This window comes from Rhodanobacter umsongensis (assembly GCF_042654965.1).
Taxonomy (GTDB): domain Bacteria; phylum Pseudomonadota; class Gammaproteobacteria; order Xanthomonadales; family Rhodanobacteraceae; genus Rhodanobacter; species Rhodanobacter umsongensis.
In genome coordinates, this window is the sequence record NZ_JBHSMK010000008.1 from 24,967 (window position 1) to 45,672 (window position 20,706).

General features: G+C 66.6%; 20 protein-coding genes and 1 other RNA gene. 4 read left to right on the forward strand and 17 right to left on the reverse strand.

Features of this window, described 5'->3' with window-relative positions; all coding sequences use genetic code 11:
• Window positions 1-17 precede the first annotated feature (17 nt).
• The 15 genes from ftsA to rsmI form a co-directional block, all read right to left on the reverse strand.
• Complete coding sequence (gene ftsA / locus ACFPME_RS12005) at window positions 18-1,250, reverse strand: cell division protein FtsA (RefSeq protein WP_377305586.1); 1,233 nt, start codon at window positions 1,248-1,250, stop codon at window positions 18-20.
• Between the two features lie 28 nt (window positions 1,251-1,278).
• The gene (locus ACFPME_RS12010) at window positions 1,279-2,013 is read right to left on the reverse strand and encodes a cell division protein FtsQ/DivIB (protein ID WP_377305588.1); all 735 of its coding nucleotides are present in this window, start codon (window positions 2,011-2,013) and stop codon (window positions 1,279-1,281) included.
• Window positions 2,010-2,945, reverse strand: coding sequence for a D-alanine--D-alanine ligase (locus tag ACFPME_RS12015; RefSeq protein ID WP_377305590.1), 936 nt, complete (start codon window positions 2,943-2,945; stop codon window positions 2,010-2,012). The genes ACFPME_RS12010 and ACFPME_RS12015 overlap by 4 nt, the downstream gene beginning before the upstream one ends.
• Window positions 2,946-2,947: 2 nt before the next feature.
• On the reverse strand, window positions 2,948-4,387 hold the full coding sequence (gene murC, locus ACFPME_RS12020) for a UDP-N-acetylmuramate--L-alanine ligase (protein WP_377305592.1): 1,440 nt from the start codon (window positions 4,385-4,387) through the stop codon (window positions 2,948-2,950).
• Entirely contained in the window at window positions 4,384-5,457 is a 1,074-nt protein-coding gene (murG, locus tag ACFPME_RS12025; RefSeq protein WP_377305594.1) for an undecaprenyldiphospho-muramoylpentapeptide beta-N-acetylglucosaminyltransferase, read from the reverse strand. Before murG ends, murC begins: the two co-directional genes overlap by 4 nt.
• On the reverse strand, window positions 5,454-6,686 hold the full coding sequence (gene ftsW / locus ACFPME_RS12030; RefSeq protein WP_377305596.1) for a putative lipid II flippase FtsW: 1,233 nt from the start codon (window positions 6,684-6,686) through the stop codon (window positions 5,454-5,456). Before ftsW ends, murG begins: the two co-directional genes overlap by 4 nt.
• Window positions 6,686-7,789, reverse strand: a complete 1,104-nt coding sequence (gene mraY, locus ACFPME_RS12035; RefSeq protein ID WP_377305598.1) for a phospho-N-acetylmuramoyl-pentapeptide-transferase — start codon at window positions 7,787-7,789, stop codon at window positions 6,686-6,688. Before mraY ends, ftsW begins: the two co-directional genes overlap by 1 nt.
• Window positions 7,779-9,167, reverse strand: a complete 1,389-nt coding sequence (locus ACFPME_RS12040; protein WP_377305600.1) for a UDP-N-acetylmuramoyl-tripeptide--D-alanyl-D-alanine ligase — start codon at window positions 9,165-9,167, stop codon at window positions 7,779-7,781. Before ACFPME_RS12040 ends, mraY begins: the two co-directional genes overlap by 11 nt.
• The gene (locus ACFPME_RS12045; RefSeq protein ID WP_377305602.1) at window positions 9,164-10,672 is read right to left on the reverse strand and encodes a UDP-N-acetylmuramoyl-L-alanyl-D-glutamate--2,6-diaminopimelate ligase; all 1,509 of its coding nucleotides are present in this window, start codon (window positions 10,670-10,672) and stop codon (window positions 9,164-9,166) included. Before ACFPME_RS12045 ends, ACFPME_RS12040 begins: the two co-directional genes overlap by 4 nt.
• On the reverse strand, window positions 10,669-12,483 hold the full coding sequence (locus ACFPME_RS12050) for a peptidoglycan D,D-transpeptidase FtsI family protein (protein WP_377305604.1): 1,815 nt from the start codon (window positions 12,481-12,483) through the stop codon (window positions 10,669-10,671). The genes ACFPME_RS12045 and ACFPME_RS12050 overlap by 4 nt, the downstream gene beginning before the upstream one ends.
• The gene (gene ftsL, locus ACFPME_RS12055) at window positions 12,483-12,743 is read right to left on the reverse strand and encodes a cell division protein FtsL (protein ID WP_377305847.1); all 261 of its coding nucleotides are present in this window, start codon (window positions 12,741-12,743) and stop codon (window positions 12,483-12,485) included. Before ftsL ends, ACFPME_RS12050 begins: the two co-directional genes overlap by 1 nt.
• A gap of 5 nt (window positions 12,744-12,748) precedes the next feature.
• The gene (rsmH, locus tag ACFPME_RS12060) at window positions 12,749-13,696 is read right to left on the reverse strand and encodes a 16S rRNA (cytosine(1402)-N(4))-methyltransferase RsmH (RefSeq protein WP_377305606.1); all 948 of its coding nucleotides are present in this window, start codon (window positions 13,694-13,696) and stop codon (window positions 12,749-12,751) included.
• Window positions 13,697-13,739: 43 nt separating this feature from the next.
• Window positions 13,740-14,186 carry a division/cell wall cluster transcriptional repressor MraZ gene (gene mraZ, locus ACFPME_RS12065; RefSeq protein WP_377305608.1) on the reverse strand — a complete coding sequence of 149 codons (447 nt, stop codon included), beginning with the start codon at window positions 14,184-14,186 and terminating at the stop codon, window positions 13,740-13,742.
• 322 nt (window positions 14,187-14,508) lie between these two features.
• An RNA gene (gene rnpB, locus ACFPME_RS12070) (RNase P RNA component class A) lies at window positions 14,509-14,875 on the reverse strand.
• A 27-nt stretch (window positions 14,876-14,902) separates the two neighbouring features.
• Window positions 14,903-15,730 carry a 16S rRNA (cytidine(1402)-2'-O)-methyltransferase gene (gene rsmI / locus ACFPME_RS12075; protein ID WP_377305610.1) on the reverse strand — a complete coding sequence of 276 codons (828 nt, stop codon included), beginning with the start codon at window positions 15,728-15,730 and terminating at the stop codon, window positions 14,903-14,905.
• A gap of 80 nt (window positions 15,731-15,810) precedes the next feature.
• Here rsmI and ACFPME_RS12080 point away from each other — a divergent pair, with 80 nt between their 5' ends.
• A complete protein-coding gene (locus ACFPME_RS12080; protein WP_377305612.1) occupies window positions 15,811-17,730 on the forward strand; it encodes a penicillin-binding protein activator in 1,920 nt (639 codons plus the stop codon).
• Window positions 17,730-18,086 (forward strand): YraN family protein, encoded by a 357-nt coding sequence (locus ACFPME_RS12085; RefSeq protein WP_377305614.1) that lies wholly within the window; start codon window positions 17,730-17,732, stop codon window positions 18,084-18,086. Before ACFPME_RS12080 ends, ACFPME_RS12085 begins: the two co-directional genes overlap by 1 nt.
• Window positions 18,087-18,242: 156 nt before the next feature.
• Here the strand turns inward: ACFPME_RS12085 and ACFPME_RS12090 are convergent, their stop codons facing one another.
• Together ACFPME_RS12090 and ACFPME_RS12095 are read right to left on the reverse strand one after the other, a co-directional pair.
• A complete protein-coding gene (locus ACFPME_RS12090) occupies window positions 18,243-18,554 on the reverse strand; it encodes a hypothetical protein (RefSeq protein ID WP_377305616.1) in 312 nt (103 codons plus the stop codon).
• Window positions 18,555-18,732: 178 nt separating this feature from the next.
• A complete protein-coding gene (locus ACFPME_RS12095) occupies window positions 18,733-19,080 on the reverse strand; it encodes a hypothetical protein (RefSeq protein WP_377305618.1) in 348 nt (115 codons plus the stop codon).
• A gap of 464 nt (window positions 19,081-19,544) precedes the next feature.
• Between ACFPME_RS12095 and ACFPME_RS12100 the strand changes: the two genes are divergently transcribed.
• Together ACFPME_RS12100 and ACFPME_RS12105 are read left to right on the forward strand one after the other, a co-directional pair.
• A complete protein-coding gene (locus tag ACFPME_RS12100; RefSeq protein ID WP_377305620.1) occupies window positions 19,545-19,832 on the forward strand; it encodes a hypothetical protein in 288 nt (95 codons plus the stop codon).
• A gap of 216 nt (window positions 19,833-20,048) precedes the next feature.
• Window positions 20,049-20,675, forward strand: a complete 627-nt coding sequence (locus ACFPME_RS12105; protein WP_377305622.1) for a hypothetical protein — start codon at window positions 20,049-20,051, stop codon at window positions 20,673-20,675.
• Window positions 20,676-20,706 lie beyond the last annotated feature (31 nt).

The following is a 20,706-nucleotide window of genomic DNA, read 5'->3' on the forward strand; positions in this document are numbered from 1 at the left end:
GCCTAGAAAAATCGTCATCAGAAATTCCGGGTGAGCCAGCCGCGCACCTTGCCGACCAAGCCACCCACGCTGCCGCCGCCCGCACCGCCGATGCGCGTGCCGCCGGCCCGCGAACCATGCAGCAGCAAGCCCACGCCGGTGGCGTGCAGGGGGCTGGAAACGACTTCGCCGAGGCCGTCGATCTGCTGTGGCACACCGATGCGCACCATCTTGTGGAAGATCTCCTCGGCCAGCTCGAGCGCGCCTTCCATCTTCGAGGCGCCTCCCGTCAGCACCACGCCGGCCGCGACCAGGCTCTCGTAGCCGGAGCGGCGCAGCTGGTCCTGCACCATTTCGAAGATCTCCTCGTAGCGCGCCTGCACCGACTGCGCCAGCGACTGCCGGGCGAGCCGGCGTGGTGGGCGATCGCCCACGCTGGGTACCTGGATGGTTTCCTCCGCATGCGCCAGGCCGGTCTGCGCGCAGGCGTACTTGATCTTGATCTCCTCGGCATGCGCGGTCGGCGTGTGCACCCCGTAGGCGATGTCGCTGGTGACCTGGTCGCCGCCGACCGGCAGCGAGGCGGTGTAGCGGATCGAGCCCTGGGTGTAGATCGCGATGTCGGTGGTGCCGGCGCCGATGTCGACCAGGCACACGCCCAGCTCGCGCTCGTCGTCGGTCAGCACCGCCTTGGCGCTGGCCAGGGCCGATGGCACCAGCTCGTCCACGGTAAGCCCGCAGCGCTGGATGCACTTGGTGATGTTCTGCACCGCCGCCGCCGCACCGGTGACCAGGTGCACGTTCGCCTCCAGCCGCACGCCGCTCATGCCGACCGGCGAACGGATGCCGTCCTGGCCGTCGATGCGGTATTCCTGCGACTCTTTGTAGAGCACCTTGCGGTCGGCCGGGATCGCCACCGCGCTGGCGGCTTCCAGCACCTGCTCCAGGTCGCCGGCGGTCACCTCGCGGTCGCGGATGGCCGCATTGCCGTGCGAGTTGCGGGTTTCCAGGTGGCTGCCGGAGATCGAGGCGTAGACCGAGCGGATATCGCACCCGGCCATCAGCTCGGCCTCCTCCACCGCGCGCTGGATCGAGTGCACGGTCGATTCGATGTCGACCACCGAGCCGCGCTTCATGCCGCGCGAGACGTGGGTGCCGATGCCGATGACGGTGATCGGCTCGCCCGGCTCGTACTCGCCGACGATCGCCACCACCTTCGAGGTGCCGATATCGAGCCCGACCACCAGCTGCTTATCGTTGCGCGGTTTCATAGGGCAGCCTTCATTAGGCAGATCGTCTTCATGAGCGGGGCGTACCTCCAGCGTTGGCGGCGGCCGCCGGCGGCCAGCGCACGGCAAATCCGTTGGTGTAGCGAAGATCGGCGTAGGCGAAGCCGTCGGCATGACCGGCGATCAGTTGCGGATAGACGTCGAGGAAACGGCGCAGCCGGCGCCCGGCCTGGTCGCGATCGCCGATCACGATCTGCGCGCCGTTGGCCGTGCTCACGCTCCAGCTGCCGCGCTCGGTCAGCGTCACCCCGGTGATCTGCAGATGGGTGCCGGCGAACGCCTTGCGGGTTTCCGCGTAGAAGCTGACCACTTCAGCCAGCCGCGCGTCCGGTCCACGCAGATCCGGCAGCGTGCCGGTATCGGTGGCGCCCGGCGCGTCGAACACCAGCCCCTGCCGGCTGATCAGTTGCTTGTCGTTCCAGCGCGCGAACGGCTGGCGCTCGTAGATGCGCAGCTGCAAGGTGTCCGGCCAGCGCTTTCGGGCCTCGGCCGACTCCACCCACGGCAAGGCGGCGACCGACTTCTGCACGGCGTCGAGATCCAGTGCGAAGAAACCCTTGCCAAGCCGCGGCCGCACGGCAGCGCGAATCTCGTCCGCACTCACATGCTTGAACTCGGCCTGCACGGTCAGTTGGGTCACCGGCCAGCGCCCGGCCGCGAACCATCCGCGCAGCACCCCGACGATCGGCAGCACCACCAGTGCGATGGCCAGGCACCAGGCAACGAGGCGGACGGCTCCCTTCATGCACCCTCCCTGAAACTGGTTTCCAGCACGCGCCAGCACAGTTCCTGGTAATCGATTCCGGCCGCCGCCGCCGCCTTCGGCACCAGCGAATGCGACGTCATGCCCGGGGCGGTGTTCACCTCCAGCAGCCAGTTGCGGCCGGCCTGGTCGCGCATCACGTCGACGCGCCCCCAGCCGGAACAACCCAGCGCGTCGAACGCAGCCAGCGCCAGCGCGCGCAGTTCCTCTTCCGCCGCGCCTTCGAGGCCTGGACAGATGTACTGGGTGTCCTCGGCCACGTATTTCGCGTTGTAGTCGTAGAACGCCGCCTTCGGCACGATCCGGATGCTGGGCAGCACCTGCCGGCCGAGGATCGCCACGGTCAGCTCGTCCCCTTCGATCAGCGTTTCCATCAGCAGGTCGCCCGGATATTTCGCGGCCAGCTTGACCGCCCCATCCAGGTCCTTCTCCGCGAACACCCGCGTCACGCCGACGCTGGAACCTTCGCAAGCCGGCTTCACGATCAGCGGAAACCCGAGCTGGTGCGCCGCTGCGTGCACATCGGCGCCACGCGGCAGGGCGACAAACCCGGGTGTCGGCAGGCCCATCGACTGCCACACCTGTTTGGAACGCGTCTTGTCCATCGACAGCGCCGAGCCGAGTACACCCGAACCGGTGTAGGGCACGTTGAGCGACTCCAGCGCGCCCTGCAGCACGCCGTCCTCGCCACCGCCGTGCTGGCCGTGCAGGATGTTGAACACGCGGGCGAAGTGACCAGCGCGCAGCGCGTCGAGCAGCGCGGGAATGCCGTCGATCGCGTGCGCGTCGATGCCGCGAGCCTGTAGCGCCGCCAGCACGTTGCGACCCGAATCGAGTGACACCTCACGCTCGGCCGAGCTGCCGCCCATGACCACGGCGACACGACCGAACTGCGCGGGATCCGTGATTTTCATGCTCACTTGCTTGTCCTCAGATGACCGGCCTGGGCCAGCTCTACCGCTACTGCGCCGATGTCGCCGGCGCCCAGCAGCAGCAACAGGTCACCGTCACGCAGCAACGCCGGCAAGGTGTCCTTGAATTCACGCGGATGCTCGATCAGCACCGGGTCGACCTTGCCGCGCGCACGCACGGCACGCGCCAGTGCGCGACCATCGGCACCGGCGATCGGTGTCTCGCCGGCGGCGTAGACGTCGGTCAGCACCAGCACGTCGGCGTCGGCCAGCACGTTGGCAAAGTCGTCCAGCAGATCGCGGGTGCGGCTGTAGCGATGGGGCTGGAAGCCAACCACCAGACGACGATCGGGCCAGCCGCCGCGGGCCGCGGCGAACACCGCGGCCAGCTCACGCGGGTGGTGGCCGTAATCGTCGACCAACAGCACGCTGCCCTGGTCCAGCGCAATCTCTCCACGCCGATGGAAGCGGCGGCCGACACCCTGGAAATGCTCCAGCGCATGGGCCATGGCCTCGGCTTCCACGCCCAGCTGCCAGCCGATCGTCGCCGCGGCCAGCGCGTTGAGCACGTTGTGCCGCCCCGGCAGGTTGAGCTTCACCGGCAACGTCTCGGCGCGACCGGGCAGCATCAGGTCGAAATGCATTTCGAAGCCATGCTGGCTCACGTTCAACGCACGCACGTCGGCATCCGCCGTATCGATGCCGTAGGTCATCACGCGGCGCGTGGTGGATTTGGCCAGCTCGGCGACTTCCGCGTCGTCCACGCACAACACCGCCAGCCCGTAGAACGGCAGCCGGTGCAGGAAGTCGTCGAAGGCCTGCTTCACCTGGGCAAAGTCGCCGCCGTAATTTTCCAGATGATCGGCATCGATGTTGGTGATCGCGGCGATCACCGGCGACAGCAGCAGGAACGAACCATCGGATTCGTCGGCTTCGGCCACCAGGTACTGGCCGGTGCCGAGCCGCGCGTTCGCTCCGGCGGCGTTGAGCTGGCCGCCGATGACGAAGGTCGGATCGTAGCCGGCCTCGGCCAGTACGCTGGCGGTGAGGCTGGTGGTGGTGGTCTTGCCGTGGGTGCCGGCGATCGCCACGCCGCGGCGGAAACGCATCAGCTCGCCCAGCATCTCGGCGCGCGGAATCACCGGGATGCGCGCCGCACGGGCGGCGACCAGCTCGGCGTTGTCCGCGCTGATCGCACTCGACGTCACCACCACGTCGGCATCGCCGATGTGTCCGGCGGCATGGCCGACATATACCGTGATGCCGAGCTGCTGCAGGCGTTGCGCGGTCGGCGAATTCGCCCGGTCGGAACCGGACACCGCGTAACCGAGGTTGTGCAGCACCTCGGCGATACCGCTCATGCCGACGCCGCCGATGCCGATGAAATGCACGCGCTTGAACGTGCTCATCAGGTCTTCGTGCGCATGCAGGCGACGGGGCGTCATGCGGCCACCTCCATGCAGGCGCGCGCGATGACTTGCGCTGCGTCGGGCTTGGCCAGCGTGCGCGCGGCTTCGGCCATCGCCAGCAGCTGGCGGCGATCGCCCAGCAGCGACTCCAGTCGCTGCGCCAGAATCTGAACGTCCAGCTCTCTCTCCTGCATGATTGCGGCAGCGCCGATCGCCACCAGGGCTTCGGCATTGCGGGTCTGGTGGTCATCCACCGCGTGGGGAAACGGAACCAGCACCGCACCCAGCCCGGCTGCCGTGAGTTCGGCCAGGGTCAGCGCGCCGGCACGGCATACAGCCAGGTCGGCCCAGCCGTAACGGCCGGCCATGTCGTCGATGAAGGCCACGACCTCCGCCTCGACGCCGGCTTTGGCATACGCCGCGCGCGCCTCGTCAAAGCCGCGCGTGCCGCATTGATGCACCACCTCGGGACGCTGCGCGGGAGTCAGCTGGGCGAGCGCCTGTGGTACTGCCAGATTCAGGGCGCGCGCGCCCAGACTGCCGCCAAGCACCAGCAGGCGAGGCCGGCCGCTGCGGCCAGCCAAGCGTTGCGCCGGCGGTGGCAGGGCCGCGATCGCATCCCGCACCGGGTTGCCGACCCATTCGGCCTGCGGCAATGCGCCGGCGAAACCGGCGAGCACGCGCCTGGCGATGCCGGCCAGCCTGCGGTTGGTGAAGCCGGCCACGCGATTCTGTTCATGCACCAGCAACGGCCGCCGCAGCAGCCACGCGGCAAGACCACCGGGCCCAGCCACGTAACCGCCCATCGACAGCACGCTGCGCGGCTTCACCTTGTGCAACACCGCCAGCGACGCGAACAGCGCGCGCAGCAGCATCAGCGGCGCCAGCAGGCGGGTCTTGAGGCCCTTGCCGCGCAAGCCCCCAACCGACACCGTGTGCAATTCGATCCGCTGGGCGGGCACCACGTTCGTTTCCATCCCGCCCACCGCGCCCAGCCACACCACCGGCACGCCTTGCGCGCGCAGGCAGTCGGCCACGGCCAGGCCGGGAAAGATGTGGCCGCCGGTACCGCCGGCCATGATCAGCACGGGTCCCTGCGTCGTCATGCGACCACCGCTTCGCGGGGCTTGGCAGCGGCATCGGCCGCCGCCACCGCGGCCGGCATGCGCGTGGTGATCTGCCGTGCGTCCAGCGCCCGGTTGATCTCGAAAGTGGCACGCAACAGCACCCCCGCCATCGCGCAGGTCAGCACCATCGACGAACCGCCGTAGCTGATGAGCGGCAGCGTCAACCCCTTGGTCGGCAGTGCGCCGAGGTTCACGCCCACCGACACGATGGCCTGCATCGCCAGCATCAGCGAAATGCCGAACGCGACGTAACCGGCGAAACGCTGGCCGATCTCGACGCCTTTCAAGCCCAGATACAGGCCGCGCCCGACCGCCAGACCGAACAGGCCGATCACCAGGACCACGCCGGCCAGCCCCAGCTCCTCGCCGATCACCGCAAAGATGAAGTCGGTGTGCGCCTCGGGCAGGTAGGACAGTTTCAGCACGCTGGAACCGAGCCCCACGCCGGTCCATTCGCCACGGCCGATCGCCATCAGGGACTGGGTCAGCTGAAAGCCGTCGTTGAATGGGTCCTTCCACGGATCCATGAACGTGGTCAGCCGCTTCATGCGATAGCTTTCGCCGGTGGCCGCGATATACAGCAGCGGCATCAGCGGCAGGCCCATCACGAACAGGAAGATGGGCCGCGCGCCGCCCAGCCAGACCATCGCGATGGTCACCGCGATCACCAGCGTGGCCGAGCCGAAATCCGGCTGCGCCAGCAGCAGCAGCACGATGACGCCGGCCACCATCACCGGCTTGAACAGGCCGAGGAAGCGCGTCTCCACGCTCTCGCGATGACGCACCAGATAGCTGGCGATGTACACCACCAGGATGAGCTTCACCGCCTCGACCGGCTGGAATGTCGTCACCAGCAGGTTCAACCAGCGCCGCGCGCCGTTCAGGCGCATGCCCAGATGCGGCACGAACACCGCCAGCAGCAACACGAACGCCAGCAACATCAGGTGGAACGCATACTTCTCGAACAACTTCAGCTCGGTGCGCATCGCCATGCTGGCAGCGATCAAACCAAGGCTGAGAAAGACCAGGTGCTTGCGCAGAAAGTAGAACGGCCCCAGGTGCTGGCTGTCGGCCACCGCGATCGAGCTGGACGCCACCATCACCACGCCCACGCTGACCAGTCCGATCAACGCGACCAGCAGCCACAGGTCGAAGCTGCCGCGCGGGCCCTGCCGGCGTTTTGCCTGAGTGGTGTCGAAGCTGAACATCAGCGCACCTTCAACGTGGCAAGACCGACCAGCACCAGCACCACGCTGATGATCCAGAAACGCACGATCACGCGCGGCTCGGGCCAGCCCTTCAGTTCGAAGTGGTGATGGATCGGCGCCATCCGGAACACGCGCTTGCCGGTGAGCTTGAAGCTGGCCACCTGGATCATCACCGACGCGGTCTCCATCACGAACACGCCACCCATCACCAGCAGCACGATCTCCTGGCGCACGATCACCGCCACGCAGCCGAGCGCCGCGCCCATCGCCAGCGCGCCGACGTCGCCCATGAACACCTGCGCCGGATACGTGTTGAACCAGAGGAAGCCCAGCCCCGCGCCGGCCAGCGCGCCGGTGAAGATCGCCAGCTCGCCCGCACCGGGAATCGAGGGGATGCCCAGGTACTCGGAGAACACCTTGTTGCCGGCCAGGTAGGCGAACACGCCGAGCGCGCCGGAGACCAGCACGGTCGGCATGATCGCCAGGCCATCCAGGCCATCCGTGAGGTTCACCGCATTGGAGAAGCCGACGATCATGAAATAGGCGATCACCACGAAGGACAGCCCCAGCGGCAGCACCACGTGCTTGAACAGCGGCACGTACAAGGCGGTCTCCGCCACCGGCAGGCCGGTGGCGATCGCATGCGGCGCGCTGTAGTACAGGAACAAGGCCGCGCCGACACCGAACAGCGACTGCCAGAAGTACTTCCAGCGGCTGGCCAGCCCGCGGCTGTCCTTCAGCACCAGCTTGCGGTAGTCGTCGTAGAAACCGATCGCCCCGTAGGCGAGCATCACCACCAGCGTCACCCACACGTAGCGGTTGTGCAGGTCGGCCCACAGCAGCGTGGCCACGGTGACCGAGAGCAGGATCATCACGCCGCCCATGGTCGGCGTGCCGGCCTTGACCAGGTGCGTCTGCGGGCCGTCACTGCGCACCACCTGGCCGGCCTTCAGCGCGGCCAGCCGGTTGATCAGCCACGGTCCGCACAGCAGCGACATCGCCAGCGCGGTGAGCGCAGCCATGATCGTGCGGAAGGTGATGTACTGGAACAGATGCAGCGCGGTGAAGTGCCGTGCCATCCAGTCGGCCAGTTCAAGCAGCATCGGATGTGTCCCCCTTGTTCTTGTCGGCATCGCCGCCGAGGGCAGTCACCACCTGCTCCATGCCAGCCGAGCGCGATCCCTTCACCAGGCAGGTCACGCCTGCGTGAAGCTGCGCCTGCAGCGCGGCGATCAGCGCCGGCTTGTCGTCGAAGTGGTCGCCGCCGGCTCCGAAGGCTTCGACTGTGGCCGCGCCCAGTGGACCTACCGCGAAGAGCCGGTCCACGCCGCGTTCGCGGGCGCGCTTGCCGATACCCGCATGGAGCGCTTGCGCATCCGCGCCCAGCTCGGCCATGTCGCCCAGCACCAGCCAGCGCTCGCCGCCCGCCAGCAGCAGCGTGTCGATCGCCGCCGCCATCGAACCGGGATTGGCGTTGTAGCTGTCGTCGATCAGGGTCCAGCCGTTCGGCATCACCTGGCGACGCAGCCGGCCTGCCACGCCGGACACCTGCTCCAGCCCGGCCACGACGATATCCAGCGGCACCTCCAGCGCCAGCGCCACGGCTGCCGCCGCCAGCGCGTTCGCGATGTTGTGGCGGCCGGGCAACGGCAGGGCCACTTCGGCGTCGCCGTGCGGCGTGCTCAGCACAAAGCGCGATCCGTCCACACGCTGCTCGATGACATCGGCACCGATATCCGCCGGCTGCTTGAGACCGAAGCGCAGCACCTTGCGCGCGCCGGCCAGGCCGCCAAAGAAACTGGCGAAACTGTCATCGGCGTTGATGATCGCGATGCCATCGGCCGGCAACGCCTCATACAGCGCACCCTTGGTCTCGGCCACGCCCTCGATGCTGCCCATCCGCGCAAGATGCGCCGGTGCGATGAGCGTGACGAGGCCGATATCGGGCCGTGCGATGGCGGCCAGATACGCGATGTCGCCCGGCTTGCCCGCGCCCATTTCCAGCACCGCGTATTCGGTGTCCCGCGGCATCGCCAGCAAGGTCAGCGGCAGGCCCAGCTCATTGTTGTAGTTGCCCGCGCTGACGTGGGTGCGGCCCTGCCGCGACAGGATCGAGGCAACCAGCGTCTTCACCGTGGTCTTGCCATTGGAGCCGGTGATGCCGACTACGCGCACGTCACGCTGCGCGCGTACCGCGCTGGCCAGGTCGCCCAACGCCAGCGCGGTGTTGTCCACCAGCACCTGCGGCAGCGGGCTGTCGACCTTGCGCGTCACCAGTGCGGCGATGGCGCCGCGGGCGGCGGCCTCGGCCAGATAGTCGTGACCGTCCACCCGATCGCCTTTGATCGCCACGAACAGGTCGCCGGGCTTGAGCTTGCGCGTGTCGATCGCGACGCCGGTGATCTCGGTATCGACCAAGCCGGCGCCGCCGTCCGTGAGGCGACCGTGGGTCCACATGGCGATGGCGCCCAGCCGCATCATGCGCGTGGCTGCCGGCTGACCCGGTCCAGCGCGGCATGCGCCACCGCCAGATCGTCGAACGGTCGCTTGCCGAGGGCGCCGTCCTGATAGGTTTCGTGGCCCTTGCCGGCAATCAGCACCACGTCGCCGGCATGCGCCAGCTGCAGCGCGTCGGCGATTGCCACCGCGCGATCGCGCTCCACTGTCATCGCCCGTGCCGCGGTCATGCCGGCGACGATCTGCGCCACGATGGCGTCGCCGTCTTCGCCGCGCGGGTTGTCGTCGGTAACGATCGCCACGTCCGCGAGGCGCGCTGCGATCGCGCCCATCAACGGGCGCTTGCCGGCATCTCGCTCGCCGCCGCAGCCGAACACGCAGATCAGCTTGCCGGCGCAATGCGCGCGCACGGCACCCAGCGCCTGCTCCAGCGCATCCGGCGTGTGCGCGTAGTCGACCACCACCAGCGGCTGACCGTGCAGGCCGCCGAGGCGGCTCATGCGGCCATTGACTGGTTGCAGCTGCTCGATCGCGCTGACGATGCGCGCGAACGGCTCGCCCAGCGCGCCGAGACACGCGACCACCGCCAGCAGATTGGCGACGTTGAAGCGACCGAGCAGATGACTGCGGATCGCCCGTGTCCCCCACGGCGTGCGCAGCTGGAACGCCAGCCCTTCGGCCGAGGTCACGATGGCACTGGCGGCCACTTCTGCTGCGCTGTCGTCGGCCATGCTGAAGCGCAACGGCTGCACGCCGACGGGCAATCGCGCCACCAGCTCGTAGCCAAACGCGTCGTCGACGTTGATCGCCGCACTGCGCAGCCCCGGCCAGCCGAACAGCTTGGCCTTGGCCTCGCCGTAGGCTTCCATGCTGCCGTGGTAGTCGAGGTGGTCGCGGGTGAGGTTGGTGAACACGGCCACCTCGAAATCCACCGCATCGACGCGGCCCTGCTCCAGCGCGTGCGAGGACACTTCCATCGCCACGTGGCTGACTTCGGCATCGCGGAAATCCGCCAGCAGGGCCTGCACCGTCACGGCATCCGGGGTGGTGCGCTCGCCTTCGCGCAGGTCACCGTGCACGCCGGCACCCAGGGTGCCGATCGAGGCCGCGCGATGACCGAGCAGGCTCAGCGCCTGCGCAAGCAGTTGCACGCAGGACGTCTTGCCGTTGGTGCCGGTGACGCCCACCATGCGCATCGTCTCGCTGGGGCGATCGTAGAAGCGCGCGGCGATCTCGCTGACCTGTTCGTGCAGGTTGTCTATCCACAGCAGCGGCACATCCAGCGGCTCCGCCGTATCGACGGCAGGCGCTTCAGCGAGCACGACCCGCGCGCCGCGCTGCACCGCGCCAGCGGCAAACCGGATGCCGTGATCCTGGGTGCCACGCAAGGCAAAGAAGGCGTCGCCGCGCCGCACCTGGCGCGAGTCGAGCGTCAAGCCGGACACCACGATGCGACCGGCCTCCGGCGCAGCGGCGAGCTGCGCGTCGGCGATGCCCAGCAACAGCTGGTCGAGGTGGCCGGTGCTCATGGCGTGTCCTCGTCGAGCGGCGCATCGTCGATCGGCGCATCAACCGGCGCCTTGTTGCCAACCAGTCCATCGGCGCTCTGCAGGGGGCCACCGACGTACCAGCGGCCGATGTTGTCCGGCGGCACGTCGAGCAGGCGCAACGCGCCCTCCATCACCTTGGCGAACACCGGCCCGGACACGGTACCGCCGTAGTAGCTGCCCTTCTGCGGGTTGTCGACCACCACCACGCCGACCAGACGCGGGTTCGACGCCGGCACGATGCCGGCGAATGCCGCCGTGTAGTTGCTCTTGGCGTAGCCGCCGGCATTCGCCTTGTGCGCCGTGCCGGTCTTGCCGGCCACGCTGTAGTTGGCGATGCGCGCCGTGGTGCCCGTGCTGCCCGGACCGGTCACCGTCTCCATCATGCGCAGCAGTTGCTGCGACACCTCCGGCGAGATGATCTGCTTGGACGTGTTGTCGTTGCCCTTGATGAAGGTGGGGCTGTGCATCACGCCACCATCGGCGATGGTGGCGTAGGCATTGGCCAGCTGCAGCACGGTGACGTTGAGACCGTAGCCGTAGCCGAGGATGGCTTTCTCCAGCGGCCGCCAGTCGCGACCGATGCGCAGATGACCGGAGGCCTCGCCGGGAAAACCACTCTCGGTGCTGTCGCCCAGGCCGAATGCGCGATAGGTGTCGTACATCAGCGTGGTGTCGAGCGCCATCGCGATGTGCGCCGCGCCCACGTTGCTCGACTTGGTGATCACGCCGGTCGGCGTGAGCAGGCCGTAGTTGTGGGTGTCATGGATATCGTGGCCCTGGAAAAACCAGTGGCCGCCGGTGGTATCGATGATCGGGCTGGTCGGGGTGAACTTGCCGCTGGACAGCGCCGCCGCCATCAGGATGGGCTTCACGGTGGAGCCCGGTTCCAGCACGTCGGTCATGGCGCGATTGCGGCGCTGGCCCGGTTTGCTGTCGCTGAGCGCGTTCGGGTTGTAGGTCGGCAGGTTGACCATCGCCAGCACTTCGCCGGTCCGCGCGTCGAGCACCACCATCGAGCCGGAGTCGGCCTGGGACTTTTCCAGCGTGTTCTTCAGCTCGTTGTAGGCCAGGAACTGGATGCGCCGGTCGATGCTGAGCGTGAGGTTCTGGCCCGGCTTCGGCGCGCGGACCTGCTCGACATCCTCAACCACGTGGCCCATGCGGTCGCGGATGACCCGCTTGGCGCCCGGCTTGCCGGCCAGCCAGTCGTCGTACGCCAGTTCCAGGCCTTCCTGGCCGTGGTCGTCGATATTGGTGAACCCGAGCACGTGCGAAGTCACTTCGCCGGACGGGTAGTAGCGCTTGAACTCGCGCTGGCCATTGATGCCCGGGATGCCCAGGTCCAGCACGGTCTGTGCCGCGGCCGGCGCCATCTGGCGACGCAGATAGACAAATTCGCGATCGGAACGCTTGGCCAGCTGTTCCTTCAGCTCGCCCGCATCCACCCCCAATGCCTGCGCCAGCTGCGGAATACGCTCGTCGTTGTCGAGTACTTCGGACGGGTTGGCCCAGATCGACATCACCGGGGTCGACACCGCCAGCGGCTCGCCGTTGCGATCGAAGATGGTGCCGCGCGATACGGGAATCTGCATTTCGCGCAGGAACCGCGCCTCGCCCTGACTCTGGTAGAACTGCTTGCGCACCACCTGCAGATCGAACGCGCGCGCCACCAGCCCGAGCGAGGTCAGGCCGAGCAGGCCGACCACGACCACCATGCGCTTGCGCGAACTGGGCCCGGTCTGGCGACGGCGGCCGTGCGGGGGCGTAGTGCCGTGCTTGCGCCAGCTCATCAGCGCAGCAACCGGATGTCTTGCGGGCGCGGATCGAGCATGCCCAGCTTCTGGCGTGCCTCGTCGTCGATGCGGCGCGGCTCGGCATAGGTGGCCTGCTCCAGTTCGAGCTTGCCGTATTCGATATTCAGTTCATCGCGCTGGTTCTGCAGCGCGGTCAGGTTGACGAACAGCACGCGGCTCTCGTGGCGCGTCCACACCACGCCCAGCGCGCTGGCCAGCACGGCCGCCAGCAGGGCCAGCATGAACAGGGCGCCGATGGCCTTCATGCGAGGCCCTCCTTCTGCTCGACCAGTTTCTCCGCCACGCGCAGCACGGCCGAACGCGAGCGCGGATTGGCCGCCATTTCGGCGGCGGACGGAAACTGCGCCTTGCCGACTGCCACCAGGCGCGCGGGCGCTGCGGCGACCGGCGGCCCGCGGCGGGTGTTCTTGACGCGGCCGGAATGATCGCGGATGAACATCTTCACCGCGCGGTCTTCCAGCGAATGAAAGCTGATCACCGACAGCCGGCCGCCGGGCTTGAGCCGCTCCAGCGCGGCGTTCAGCCCTTGCTGCAGCGCATCCAGCTCGCCGTTGACGCGGATCCGCAGCGCCTGGAAGCTGCGCGTGGCCGGGTGCTTGCCCGGTTCGCGCCGGCCGACCACGCGCTCGATCAGCGCGGCCAGCTGGCCGGTACGGGTGAAAGGCGTGGCCGCGCGGTCCGCCACGATCGCGCGGGCAATGCGGCGGCCGTGACGCTCCTCGCCGTAGTTCCACAGCACTTCGGTGATCTCGCGTTCGCTGGCATGCGCCAGGAAATCCGCCGCGCTCTCGCCCTGGGTGGTATCCATGCGCATGTCCAGCGGCGCATCGGCCATGAAGCTGAAGCCACGCGAGGCGTCGTCGAGTTGCGGCGACGAGACGCCAAGGTCGAGCAGCACGCCGTCCAGCCCGGCGGCGGTTTCGTCCCATTCGGCCAGGCTGGAGAAATTGGCGTGGCGGATCGACACGCGCGGATCAGCGGCGAACTCAGCCCGCGCGGCGGCGATCGCCGTCGGGTCGCGATCCATCAACAACAATCGCCCCTGGGGGCCCAGGCGCGACAACACGGCGCGAGCGTGGCCGCCGCGACCAAAGGTTCCATCGAGATAGCGCCCGTCAGACTGCACGGACAGACCCTCCACCGCTTCACCCAGCATCACCGGGATGTGCCGCAACAACTGCTCGGCCATGCCGCACTCCCGCTCCCGTCCCGCGTGTATTGCTGCGCCCCGTTTACAGGCGCAGTACGGCCATTTCGTCTGTGATGTCGTCTTCGCCGATGCTCTGGCGGATCTTGGCCAGATGGGCCTGTTCGCTCCACAGCTCGAACTTGTTGCCCATGCCCAGCAGTACCGCTTTTTTCTCGATGCCAGCCGCCGCGCGCTGACTGGCCGGCAGCAGGACCCGCGCCGAACCATCGGGCTCGACCTCGGCAGCGGCACCGACCAGCTTCATCTGCATGTCGCGGTGTGCCGCCTTGACCTTGGGCAGCGCGTTCACCTGATCGCGCACCTGCTCCCACTCGGCATGCGGAAACAGCCAGAGGCAGCCCGGCTCGAACGGGTTGTAGGTGATCACCAGACGATTGGCGCACTCGCCCGCAATCTGGTCCCGATAGGCAGTCGGGATGGCCAGGCGGCCCTTGTCGTCAACAGTGATGGCGGTTTCGCCCTGGAACACGATCGGCAGACTCCACTAAAACCCACAATTTCACACTGGAACCCACGATAGTCTCGCCCTATGAGACTGTCAAGGGAAATCGCTTGTGAATCAAGGAGAAAGGCGAAGTTGTGACCGTAATTCCAGCGTTTTCTCACGAATCTGTTCAAGGTATTTGAAAGCAAGGGTTTTTTTATTTCACGCCACTTAACAAGAGGGCGTCCGAGGCGATCAAATCGAGCAGTTTGGCCGCGCGGCGATGAACCGGCGTTCACACCTGCGCCCATCCCACAGGTCACCACCGGCGCGGCAAAAACCGCGTCGGTGGTGACGATGTGCGAAGAGGTGGAGTCGGCCTGTAAGCCGGGTTCTGTACGTCTTGCGACGCGACAGTCATTCCTCTCGGCCAGACGTCGCCGTCTGGCTCCAGCAACCTACCCGGGAACAACGCGGGCCGCGTTATCGTTCCCCTATTTGGTCTTGCTCCGAGTGGGGTTTACCGTGCCGTACGACGTTAGCCCCGTACGCGGTGCGCTCTTACCGCACCCTTTCACCCTTACCACGCACATCCGAAGATGCCGTTCGGCGGTCTGCTCTCTGTTGCACTGGCCGTCAGCTCACGCTGCCCAGGAGTTACCTGGCACTCTGCCCTATGGAGCCCGGACTTTCCTCGATGCGCTTGCGCGCGACGCGACTGTCCGGCCGACTCCACCGCCGATTGTACTCCACGCGAGGCCTCAGCCCTCGTAGAGCAGCTTGCGCGGCGCACCGGTGATGGCGGCGGCCATCTTCGCCGCCTTGGCCGGCGGCAGTTCCTCGCGCAGGATCGCGAAGACGCGCTGGCCCTCGGTCAGCTTCGCGTCGACCTCCTCGCCGCGCCCGGCCACTAGGATCACGTGCTCGCCGCGTTGCTGATCCGGATCGCTGACGACCCGCGCAGCCAGCTCGGCCAGCGGCTCGCCCAGCACGGTCTCGAACATCTTGGTCAGCTCGCGCGCCAGCACCGCCTCGCGGGTGGCGCCAAAGATGTCGCGCATGTCGGCCAGGCTTTCGGCGACCCGATGCGACGACTCATAGAAGATGACCGTGCGCGCATCGCCGGCCAGCTCCTGCAGCCGGCTGCGCCGTGCCGCCGCCTTGGCCGGCAGAAACCCCTCGAACACGAAACGGTCGCTGGGCAGGCCGGCCACCGACAACGCGGCGATCGCCGCGCATGCACCCGGCACCGGGCTGCAGCGTATGCCGGCCGCGCGCGCCGCGCGCACCAGCCGAAAACCGGGATCGCTGATCAGCGGCGTCCCCGCATCGGAAATCAGCGCCACCGAATCGCCCGCCACCATCCGGCGCACGATCGCGTCCACCGCATCGCGCTCGTTGTAGTCGTGCAACGCGATCAACGGCGTGTCGATGTTGTGATGAACCAGCAGCGGCCGGCTGTGCCGGGTGTCTTCGGCGGCGATCACCGCCACCGCGCGCAAAGTCTCGATCGCGCGGGCGGACAGATCATCGCGATGACCGATCGGCGTGGCCACCACCCACAGACAACCTGGCTGAACAGATGACATCGGGAACTCCAGCGCCGTAAGCCGGCAAGACGATCGGCTATGATCGCGCATTGACGACCATGACGAACAAGGGATCTCCCATGCGCTTCATGCGCCTCTCGCGCGTCGCCGCGATCGGACTGCTTTTCTCGCTGGCGCTGGCTGCCTGCGTACCGATGAACGCGCCGCGCTCGGCGGCAGAAATCGCCGCCGCGCAGAGTGCCGAGGCACTGGCCCGGCAAGGCCAGTTCGACCAGGCCGCGCAGGCGTATCTGACACTCGCCAGCCAGTCATCCGCCCACGCCGACAGCTATCGCCTGCTGGCTGCCGAAGCCTGGCGCCAGGAAGGCCAGATCGAACGCGCCGCCCCGACGCTGGCCAGCATCAAGCGCCAGCGCCTGAGCGGCGACGAACCGTTGCGGCTCGACCTGCTGCAGGCCGAACTGGCGCTCAGCCAGCACGATGCGGCCACCGCGCTGCGGCTCACCACCCAGCCCAACGTGACCGTGCCGGCCGGCATGCAGATGCGCCTGCTGGAGCTGCGCGCCCGCGCCATGGCGGCCAGCGGCGATGCCTGGGGCGCCGCGCGCACCCGCGTGGAGATGGACGACCAGTTGAGCGGTTATGACCACACGCAGAACCGCCAGCAGGTGCTCGATCTGCTCGGCAAGCTGGGTGTCGCCCCGCTCAAGCAGCGCGCCGCCGCGATGAAACCGGGCAATCGCATGTTGCCTTGGGTGAACGAGGCGCTGAGCCGGCTCGGCGTCGTGGTGGCGCAAGCGCAACCGGAACTGCAGCAGCCGGTGGGCACCTTGCTGCCCGGCGCCGACGCCAATGTGCGCGAGGGCTACAAGGTGCCCAGCCAGGTCGCCCTGCTGCTCCCCGGCGACGGCAACTACGCGGCGGCCAGCGCGTCGATCCGCGAAGGTTTCTTCGCCGCCTATCTGGACGCGGGGCGCAACCACGCACCGCGCCCCAGCGTGCGCGTCTACGACAGCAAGGGCACCGCCGACGGCGCGATCAAGGCCTACCAGCAGGCAGTGAGCAATGGGGCACGGCTGGTGGTCGGCCCGCTCACCCGCGGCGAAGTGGCCGCCGTGTTCGGCCAGGGGCAATTGCCGGTGCCGGTGCTGGCCCTGAATCACCCCGACGACCGGCAACTGCCCAGCGGCGACGCCAGCGAATTCGGCCTGCTGCCGGAAACCGAGGGCGCCCAGGCGGCCGACCACATGATCGAGCGCGGCCTGCGCCGCGCCTACGTGATGGTCTCCGGGGACGATTTCGCGCAGCGCGCCGCCGGCGCGTTCAAGGCCGAGCTGGACGCGCGCGGCGGCGAGCTCGCGGGCATGGTGGTGCTGCCTGCCGGCGCCACCAGCTACGCCGGCGCCATCGCCGGGCAGCACTTTCCGACCAGCCCGCTGGCGCCCGCCCCGGCGACCAGCACCGACGCGCCCGCCGCCCCCGTCGTCAGCGACAGCGGCGATACCGGCATCTTCATCAGCATGCGCCCGCAGCAGGCGCGCCTGCTGATCCCGCAGTTGCGCATCGCGCAAGTCGCGCTGCCGGTGGTCGCCACCTCGCACGTCTACGAAGGCAGCGACGACGCCGCCGCCAACCGCGACCTGGACGGCGTGGAGTTCTGCGATGCGCCGTGGCTGTTCGATGCCCAGCCCGGCCTGCCCAACCACGGCGACATGGCCGCGCGCCTGCCCGCCGCCAGCGGCAGCGGCGCGCGGCTGTTCGCGTTCGGCATGGACGCCTGGAGCCTGGTGCCCTACCTCGACTGGCTGCGCGCGCACCCCGGCAGCTACATGCCCGGCGCCAGCGGCCAGCTCACCGCCGACCAGTTCGGCCGCGTGCGCCGCGTGCTGATCTGGGCTAAATTCCAGGACGGCCTGGCCCACCCGCTGGGCGGCAGCCTGCAGATGGACGACGTGCCCAGCAGCACCCCGCCAGCCACCGGCACGCCTTCGCCAGGCAACGACGCCCCGCTCGAATCCAGCCAGCCCGACAATCACTGATGCGTGCGGCCGGCGACGTCTTCGAGCTGCGCGCCTGCGCAGAACTCGAACGCGCCGGCCTCAAACTGCTCACCCGCAACTACACGACCCGTTACGGCGAGCTCGACCTGGTGATGCTCGATCGCCAGGACATCGTCTTCGTCGAAGTGCGCTATCGAAAAAGCGCCTCGCACGGCGATGCCTCCGCATCAGTCACGCCCAACAAGCAGTCCAGGCTGGTCAAGGCCGCGCAGCAATGGCTCGCCTGCCATCCCCAGCATGCGCAGCGCGCCTGCCGCTTCGACGTGGTGAGTTACGACGGGCCGGTGGATGCCGTTAGACGCGAGTGGTTGCGAGGGGCGTTTGAAGCCGGTTGATGCTCATCGAAACAACTCGCCATCGAAGTCCAAACCACATCCAAAAGAAACACCGGCGCCCGGGGAGGGCTAATGCCCGCTTTCGGCCAGAAGCGGCCACTCGAAAGTGCACTCTGACCCGAGTCTGGTTGGCTTTCTGTGTTGGCCAAGGCGCGATCATATTGAGCCTGGCCAGTCCTGGGGTACAGGTTTTCGCGGCAGCTGTCGAAGATAACGCTGAACAATCGTTGAGAGCAGGCTGATATCGAAAACGATTTGTGCGTGCACAATGGGCTTATTGGCCCGGTTATCAACGATCTCATGGAGATAGTCGTAAGGCGGCAGCTTCAGTCGATCCAGTTCAGCGGATGGAGTAATTACTTCTTCTTCAGCGTCACCAGAGGCCAAGGCATCGTGTATTTTTTGCTCCAGTGCTTGAAATCTCTCGACATCCTCAATGCGTACTGCGTATTCCGGTAAGTCTTGCACACCTTTCCGGTAATTGCTGATCAGCGCGCTGGTCTTGCACGATCAAATGGTTACGCTGATGTGCCAAGCCTGCAGGTTACGTGAGGGTCACGCACCGGCGCAGGCGAGTTTCCTTACGCTGCCGGTAGTGTGAATCATGCCTCTGCATCATGCAAGAAAGAGATGGGGCGGATTCAAATTACAGACTCCGGCTTGCGGTTCGCAATACGTTCGACGCATTATTATCCAAATCATGCCATTGCGTTGACATGATTAAATCTTCCGGCCTAAAGATGTTTGCTTTTGCATCCGCAGTATCGAACTTGATCAGCCGATCCACCGTGGCGCCAAAGCGCCGATCCATCGCGGCGATCTCATCGCGCATCCGTTCGCGATCGACGTAGTCGCGTAGCGCTTCGCGCAGCAGGCTCGATTCGTTCAACCCGTGCTGGACTTTGAGCGCGTCCAGTTTTCTCAGCATCGACGCATCGCTGACGCGTGCCTTGAGCGTCCGCGCCGTGGTGGCGCTCGACTTTTTTGCCGGCATCACGATCTCCCCTGCGTGGCCCAAACTGTGCCACAAGATCGCGCTCGCGTGCTACACCTTCAACCGCGACACAGCGCCATATAAACCGGAAATCCGAGCGCAGCGTGGCACACCCCTTCATGTTCCACTACTGGTGATGAAGAAATCTCACCAGTCGATCATGACGGACGACTGACCTTTGCACTGTGCCGCTCTGGCCAGCCATCGGCACCACCTAATAACCAGAAGGCCGCCCCTGGCGGCGGCCTTCGTTGCGTTGCTTTTGACCGTTTTTGGCGTCAGCCAGCGTTCTCGCCATGCGCGCCACGGAACATGCCGAATATGGGGGATGCTAAAAACCCGAGCACGCCCACAACGAGACCATATTGAATTGCGCCAAAGAAGCCACCCATGAGCGCCTCCCAAAAACCAGCTGCCCACATGCGGCGATGATGAACCCATCTACGCTTGGACGGAGTATTTGTATGATCCAACTAGAAATGTCGGTGATGGTGCCGGAAACGATGGAGGTGAAGGTTTTCGGCAACATCACGCCAGACGATGAGTTGACCAGACCGGATTCTGGTGTCGCGCGACTGAGACAACCAACAGAACCATCCCCTTGGATTGCTCCTCAACGGTCATTACCGTTTGCCGGACGGTCGGTGCCGGTTGCAGAATGGTGGCAACGCTGCAATAGAGAGCCCGCCTACTTGCGAAGCAGCGCACAGATCCAGGGGAACATCGCGCGTACCGTCCGTGATAACGCCTAGAGATTAGCGCTCATCTGGTGGATGTGCGGTCGTCCGTATCGCGCCATCTACTTGCTGAGGCGACGTCTCTCCGACATTCCGTACGGCCGTGCCGCTCTTGTTGGTCGATGAGATCTAGATACGGCGCGCCCGACGTCGCAGGGCTTTCTCGGATCACGGGGGTGATTCCGAGGTACATAGACGCGAATCCGCGCACACTTCCGGGAGGGAAATGCGATGAGAAAGCTGGCCGCCGCGGAGATACTGGTTTTTGTCGCCACCCTCGTCGCCACCCACGGGTCCCTCGCTGACGAACCAACAAACTTGGCAAGCGTGACCGTCAATGGAACGTGGACCTCAACGACCACCAGTTACAGCTTTGGATGGTATAGCGGCGGATACCTGAACGTCGGTGCCCCGCCGCCTAGTTTGGGGCTTTATCCGGGGTATATCAGCGCGACCAATTACAGAGCGCTCAATTGCGCTAAGGCATATGCAACATGGGGACCTGGCGCGAATTCTGGTGCTAAGCCGGGATTCACCATGTACATCCTTGGGAATCACGGCTGGCATGACGTATCCACCGGCACGTACTATCAAACGGCCCCGAACAACCCTAATCCGCCAACGCCGAACTCCATCGAGATCGGTGGTGTGACATACACCAGTCAAACCATGATCTTCCTGCCCGGTGCCGGCAATGGCAATTTTGGATACCTGATTCGAGCCATTGCGCACGAATGGGCCCACCAATGGGGGGCTCAGGATCTACATGACCACAGCTGGAACGACGCCTATGAAGCGGGAGACCGGGCGATGAATAATTACATGCAGGATAAGGGGTCCAAATGCGGTGGGCTTTGACCCACGCGCGTGAATCTTCTTTTGGTTGCCC

What these genes read in the sequence shown, in the direction of transcription:
- ACFPME_RS12100 (WP_377305620.1), top strand. Translation starts at nt 19,545, where the DNA reads ATGATCCAACTAGAAATGTCGGTGATGGTGCCGGAAACGATGGAGGTG.
- mraY (WP_377305598.1), bottom strand. Translation starts at nt 7,789, where the DNA reads ATGCTGCTTGAACTGGCCGACTGGATGGCACGGCACTTCACCGCGCTG.
- rsmH (WP_377305606.1), bottom strand. Translation starts at nt 13,696, where the DNA reads ATGGCCGAGCAGTTGTTGCGGCACATCCCGGTGATGCTGGGTGAAGCG.
- murG (WP_377305594.1), bottom strand. Translation starts at nt 5,457, where the DNA reads ATGACGACGCAGGGACCCGTGCTGATCATGGCCGGCGGTACCGGCGGC.
- ACFPME_RS12040 (WP_377305600.1), bottom strand. Translation starts at nt 9,167, where the DNA reads ATGATGCGGCTGGGCGCCATCGCCATGTGGACCCACGGTCGCCTCACG.
- rsmI (WP_377305610.1), bottom strand. Translation starts at nt 15,730, where the DNA reads ATGTCATCTGTTCAGCCAGGTTGTCTGTGGGTGGTGGCCACGCCGATC.
- ACFPME_RS12015 (WP_377305590.1), bottom strand. Translation starts at nt 2,945, where the DNA reads ATGAAAATCACGGATCCCGCGCAGTTCGGTCGTGTCGCCGTGGTCATG.
- ACFPME_RS12080 (WP_377305612.1), top strand. Translation starts at nt 15,811, where the DNA reads ATGCGCTTCATGCGCCTCTCGCGCGTCGCCGCGATCGGACTGCTTTTC.
- ACFPME_RS12045 (WP_377305602.1), bottom strand. Translation starts at nt 10,672, where the DNA reads ATGAGCACCGGCCACCTCGACCAGCTGTTGCTGGGCATCGCCGACGCG.
- ACFPME_RS12105 (WP_377305622.1), top strand. Translation starts at nt 20,049, where the DNA reads ATGAGAAAGCTGGCCGCCGCGGAGATACTGGTTTTTGTCGCCACCCTC.
- murC (WP_377305592.1), bottom strand. Translation starts at nt 4,387, where the DNA reads ATGACGCCCCGTCGCCTGCATGCGCACGAAGACCTGATGAGCACGTTC.
- ACFPME_RS12010 (WP_377305588.1), bottom strand. Translation starts at nt 2,013, where the DNA reads ATGAAGGGAGCCGTCCGCCTCGTTGCCTGGTGCCTGGCCATCGCACTG.
- ftsA (WP_377305586.1), bottom strand. Translation starts at nt 1,250, where the DNA reads ATGAAACCGCGCAACGATAAGCAGCTGGTGGTCGGGCTCGATATCGGC.
- ACFPME_RS12050 (WP_377305604.1), bottom strand. Translation starts at nt 12,483, where the DNA reads ATGAGCTGGCGCAAGCACGGCACTACGCCCCCGCACGGCCGCCGTCGC.
- ftsW (WP_377305596.1), bottom strand. Translation starts at nt 6,686, where the DNA reads ATGTTCAGCTTCGACACCACTCAGGCAAAACGCCGGCAGGGCCCGCGC.
- ACFPME_RS12095 (WP_377305618.1), bottom strand. Translation starts at nt 19,080, where the DNA reads ATGCCGGCAAAAAAGTCGAGCGCCACCACGGCGCGGACGCTCAAGGCA.
- ACFPME_RS12085 (WP_377305614.1), top strand. Translation starts at nt 17,730, where the DNA reads ATGCGTGCGGCCGGCGACGTCTTCGAGCTGCGCGCCTGCGCAGAACTC.